We start from the raw sequence: 4,597 nt of genomic DNA on the forward strand, positions 1-4,597 counted from the left end.
CACGGGAGTCGTCCGGGTCCGCTTCGCGTTTGACCAGGCCCGCACGCTCAAGCTTGATGATCTGCTCCGTGGCACTGGGAACCTTGACCCCAAGGTTCCGTGCGATCCCACCGACGCGGGCACCGCCGTCGAGCGCCATCTTGAGGACGCCAAGCTGGGCAGAGCTGAGTTGCTCCTCGGAATCGAGGCGGCGCATCACGTAGACGCTCTGCCGCAAAGCTTCCCGGAATGATTGGGCGAGGGCAAGGAGCGCGTCGTCAACGTGATTGGTATTCATATTTAGGTATCCTAACAGTTAGGCTGCCTAAATATCAAGGGGTGCGGGCCTTTGGTTTGGCGCGGCCTCCAGGCCGCCCGCGCTACAGCGCCAGCTTCATTCCCTCGTGACTTGCCACGAAACCAAGCCGCTCATAGAAGCGATGGGCGTCCTTGCGGGACTTGTCGCTGGTGAGCTGGACCAGGGTGCAGCCCCTGTTCCGCGCCTCTTCGATGGCCCATTGCATCATGGCCGCACCGACGCCGTGATCCCGCAACTCGGCGGCGACGCGCACGGCCTCGATCTGGCAGCGCAGCGAGCCCTTCCGGGCCAAGCCCGGGATGAAACTCAGCTGGAAAGTTGCAACGCAAGCGCCGTTCAAGTGGCCCACCACCAACAGTTGGGCCGGATCCTCGTTGATCTGCTGAAACGCCTGCAGATAGGGGCCGACGTCCTCGGCATTTTCACGGGAACTGCCCAATTGATCGGCGGCGAGCAGTCTCAGAATGGCAGGGAGGTCCTCCCAATGGGCCCGGCGGAGCGTGAAGACGCCTTCGTCCAGAACCATGCTCAACAGCGGCTTCACTCCTGGATTTGCGTGACTCATAACACCAGCCTGACACAAGCTGGCGGCTTCGGTTTACGCGCCTTCATGAATTCTAGGTGAAACGATCAATCACAAATTCTTGAATGGTTCGAGTTAGTTTGGACTAGCAGAATTGTTAGCCACGTCACCATGCGGCGAATCACCCGAAGGATGCAGATATGTCCGACCAGACAACAACGGGGCAACGCACTGCCTCCAGCAAAGACAGCGAGCCGCATCTGGCACGCTCACTGAGCAACCGCCACATCCAGTTGCTTGCCATCGGCGGCGCCATCGGAACAGGCCTGTTCATGGGCTCCGGAAAGACCATCTCTGTCGCCGGGCCGTCCGTGATCTTCGTGTACATGATCATCGGCTTCATGCTGTTCTTCGTCATGCGCGCCATGGGCCAACTCCTGCTCTCCAACCTGAACTACAAGTCCTTCAGCGACTTCGCCGGCGACCTCCTCGGCCCCTGGGCAGGCTTCTTCACCGGCTGGACCTATTGGTTCTGCTGGGTGGTGACCGGCGTGGCCGATGTCATCGCCATCGCGGGTTACGCCAACGAGCTCTGGCCGGGCGTGCCGCTCTGGATTCCAGGCCTCGCGACCATCGTCATCCTGCTCCTCCTGAACCTCCCCACAGTGAAGGCCTTCGGCGAGACTGAGTTCTGGTTCGCCCTCATCAAGATCATCGCCATTGCCGCGTTGATCATCGTGGGCATCGTGATGATTTCCACCGGCTTCACGTCCGACGCCGGCGCCGCAAGCTTCACCAACCTCTGGAGCCACGGCGGCTTCTTCCCCAAGGAATTCATGGGGTTCGTTGCCGGCTTCCAGATCGCCGTCTTCGCGTTCGTGGGTATCGAACTGGTGGGCACCGCCGCGGCCGAGACCAAGAACCCGGAGCACAACCTGCCCCGCGCCATCAACGCCATCCCGGTCCGCGTCATGCTGTTCTACGTCGGCGCGCTCATCATCCTGATGTCCGTCATCCCGTGGACCGAGTTCAAAGCCGGCCACAGCCCGTTCATCGCCATGTTCTCCCTGGCCGGACTGGGCATCGCGGCCACCGTGGTGAACCTCGTGGTCCTGACTTCCGCCATGTCCTCGGCCAACTCCGGTATCTACTCGACGTCGCGCATGGTGTTTGGCCTGGCGAACGACGGCGATGCCCCGAAGATGTTCGGCCGTCTTTCGAGCCGCAAGGTTCCGCAGAACGCCCTGTTCCTGTCCTGCGTGCTTCTCCTTGGCGGCGTCGCCCTGCTCTACGCGGGCAAAGACATCGGAGCAGCTTTCGACATGGTCACCACGGTGTCCGCCGTCTGCTTTATGTTCGTGTGGTCGATCATCCTGGCCAGCTACCTCGTCTTCCGAAAGCGCCGGCCCCAACTGCACGAGGCATCGACGTTCAAGATGCCCGGCGGGATCGTGATGGTGTGGGTGGTCTTCGCCTTCTTCGGCTTCCTGGTCTGGGCCCTGACGACGCAGCCGGACACCCTCACAGCTTTGCTCGTAACGCCCATCTGGTTCGCGATCCTCGCCGTCGCCTACGCCTTGGTCCGGAAATCGCCATTGCACCAAGCCCGCGTCGCCGAGTGGAAGGCCATGGCCGAAACCGAGACGGCCGCAGTCGAAACCGCCGCCCGCTAGGACGCCCGCTCACCTACGAGCCTTTTCGACGCAACGCCCGCTCACATATAGCGGCGGTTCTTCCAACGCTCGCTCACATGTAGCGGCAAAACCCGAAACCCTCCTTCATCAATGTGAAGGAGGGTTTCGACTGTCCCGCCAAAGGCGGGTGAGCGTTGGGCGCCGGGACTTATGCTGGCGCGGGCTGCAAACTCCGACGGCGGATCGGTTGTCGCGCCGCGGCGACTGACAAAGCTCCGAAGGCCAAGAACGCAGCAAAGGTTCGTACTGCGTGGCCCACCTGCCAACGGTCGCGTATGTCCGCCCAGTCCCCTGGCGGGTTGCTGACGTTCCATCCAGCTTCGGCCAGATTGATAGGAACGTTGACTACGAGTGTGGTGATCAAGGCCGCGAGCAGCAGCGCGAGGGCGCCGGCCACCAACCAGAAACCGCGATCCCTTGTCTTGAGCTCCATCAATACCAGGGCCGCCGTGGCAATCAGCGCTGGAAACAGGAGGACTGAGGCCAGGAGAGGCAGCCCGACGAGGGCCACCTGCTGGAGCTGGGCGTAAACCGTGCTGCTAAATTGCCGCAAGGACAATTCCAAGACGAGTATCCCAGTGAGGAACCCCGCGAACAGGCCGACGAATACAAGCCCAGCGATACGGACCACTGACTGGATGGCTAGACGGCTCATGACAGCTTTCCCGCAGGAACACTGTCCGGCGCGGCCTTCTTGCTGCTGGCCTCGCGGAAAAGCAGCTGAATGAGGCTCGGCTTCTGCGAAAAGGTTGCAACTGCTACGTTCTTGCGCACGAACTCGTCCGAAGTGAGTTGCCTCAGCATGGAGTCCGCCAGGTCGGCCCGCGACGTGAAAGTGCCATTTATGTAGTCAACGGCCATCTTGTATTCAGTCACGGAATCGGTTTCGAAAAGACCGGAAGGCCGCATGATTGTCCAGTCCAGGCCGCTGTCGACGACGGCGGCCTCCATCCGCCGCATGTCCTCGTACAGCGTCTTACCCAGCAACTTGGTGACGAGGGGCTGTAGCACCTTCTCGAAAAGGAACCCTCCATGCGGGCCGGCCGTAGTGTCGGTGGCGCTGGAGCTCACGCAGACCAATCGACGGACGCCGTGGTTGCCCATTGCCCGGATGATGTTGCCGGTGCCCACTGAATAGACCGTGATCGGCTGTCGGCTGTATGGAACGCCGAGGGTTGAGAGGACGGCATCACTTCCTTCGACGACGGCGCTCACGTCCTCGAAGTTGTACACATCGGCGCCGACCACACTTAGGCCGGGAGCGGAAATCGGGATTCGTGCGGCCTGCGCGTGACAGCGGTGACGACGTGTCCGGCGTCGAGCGCTTGTGCGGTGAGAATCCTTCCGGTGGGGCCGTTCGCCCCGAATACTGCAATCTTCATGTGATGCGGCCTCCGGTATTCTTGTCCTAGGAAAACCATACAATACAGAAGCGATATCATATGAGTTCCATATCAAATCAAGAGGCGGCAACTCCGCGCCTTCGGCGACGTGCCGTTGCTGAGCTCAAAGCCGAGCTTCGCGGCGTGCGCGTGCAACTATCCGTACTCAATCACCAGGTCGGCACCCAAGCCGAACTGAAGGATGTTGACCTCGACTGCCTTGACCTGATCTCAAGCAGGGGGCCGCTCAGCCCGAGCACGTTGGCCAAACACGCCGGCCTGCACCCAGCCACCATGACCGGCATCCTCGACCGGCTTGAACGCGGAGGCTGGATCGCCCGGGACCGCGATCCGTCCGACCGTCGCGCCGTGGTGATCCGGATTCTCCCCGACAGAAACGCCGAGATGTTCCGCCTCTACTCGGGAATGAACAGCCTGATGGACACTATCTGCGCAGATTACGACGACTCCGAAATCGCCGTCATCACGGATTTCCTGCGGCGCGTCCATGCCGCCGGGCGAACGGCGTCGGAAGAACTCGGCAACTAGTCGACGCTTCCCTACTTTTAGAGCCTTAAAGCACTCACCCTCCTTCACATGAGGTAAAGGAGGGTGAGCGGGCGTTCAGGAAAAAGCCGGCATATCCGAGCGAGCGTCCCGGAAAAGGCCCGCATATCTGAGCGGGCGTCGCGGGCCGGCT

General features: G+C 61.4%; 7 protein-coding genes. 2 read left to right on the plus strand and 5 right to left on the minus strand.

All coding sequences use genetic code 11. The annotated features are described in order from the left end of the window. Together AHiyo1_RS12000 and AHiyo1_RS12005 are read right to left on the minus strand one after the other, a co-directional pair. Nucleotides 1-277: MarR family winged helix-turn-helix transcriptional regulator (locus AHiyo1_RS12000; protein WP_113990648.1), on the minus strand; the 277-nt coding region annotated here is incomplete at its 3' end. A gap of 82 nt (nucleotides 278-359) precedes the next feature. Further along, nucleotides 360-863 carry a GNAT family N-acetyltransferase gene (locus tag AHiyo1_RS12005; protein WP_059388716.1) on the minus strand — a complete coding sequence of 168 codons (504 nt, stop codon included), beginning with the start codon at nucleotides 861-863 and terminating at the stop codon, nucleotides 360-362. A gap of 158 nt (nucleotides 864-1,021) precedes the next feature. Between AHiyo1_RS12005 and AHiyo1_RS12010 the strand changes: the two genes are divergently transcribed. Continuing rightward, entirely contained in the window at nucleotides 1,022-2,494 is a 1,473-nt protein-coding gene (locus AHiyo1_RS12010) for an amino acid permease (RefSeq protein WP_059388717.1), read from the plus strand. Nucleotides 2,495-2,663: 169 nt separating this feature from the next. Here the strand turns inward: AHiyo1_RS12010 and AHiyo1_RS12015 are convergent, their stop codons facing one another. From AHiyo1_RS12015 to AHiyo1_RS27725, 3 genes are read right to left on the minus strand one after another with little or no spacing between them, the layout of a single operon-like run. Beyond that, nucleotides 2,664-3,170 carry an anthrone oxygenase family protein gene (locus AHiyo1_RS12015; RefSeq protein ID WP_059388718.1) on the minus strand — a complete coding sequence of 169 codons (507 nt, stop codon included), beginning with the start codon at nucleotides 3,168-3,170 and terminating at the stop codon, nucleotides 2,664-2,666. Further along, complete coding sequence (locus tag AHiyo1_RS12020; protein ID WP_253257298.1) at nucleotides 3,167-3,748, minus strand: NAD(P)H-binding protein; 582 nt, start codon at nucleotides 3,746-3,748, stop codon at nucleotides 3,167-3,169. The genes AHiyo1_RS12015 and AHiyo1_RS12020 overlap by 4 nt, the downstream gene beginning before the upstream one ends. A gap of 17 nt (nucleotides 3,749-3,765) precedes the next feature. After that, complete coding sequence (locus tag AHiyo1_RS27725) at nucleotides 3,766-3,897, minus strand: hypothetical protein (RefSeq protein ID WP_275937058.1); 132 nt, start codon at nucleotides 3,895-3,897, stop codon at nucleotides 3,766-3,768. 60 nt (nucleotides 3,898-3,957) lie between these two features. On the opposite strand from AHiyo1_RS27725, the gene AHiyo1_RS12025 reads away from it, so the two are divergent. Continuing rightward, the gene (locus AHiyo1_RS12025; RefSeq protein ID WP_059388719.1) at nucleotides 3,958-4,446 is read left to right on the plus strand and encodes a MarR family winged helix-turn-helix transcriptional regulator; all 489 of its coding nucleotides are present in this window, start codon (nucleotides 3,958-3,960) and stop codon (nucleotides 4,444-4,446) included. The last annotated feature ends 151 nt before the right edge of the window (nucleotides 4,447-4,597 follow it).

Origin of the sequence: Arthrobacter sp. Hiyo1 (genome assembly GCF_001263615.2) — a bacterium.
In the GTDB taxonomy this organism is placed as follows: domain Bacteria; phylum Actinomycetota; class Actinomycetes; order Actinomycetales; family Micrococcaceae; genus Arthrobacter.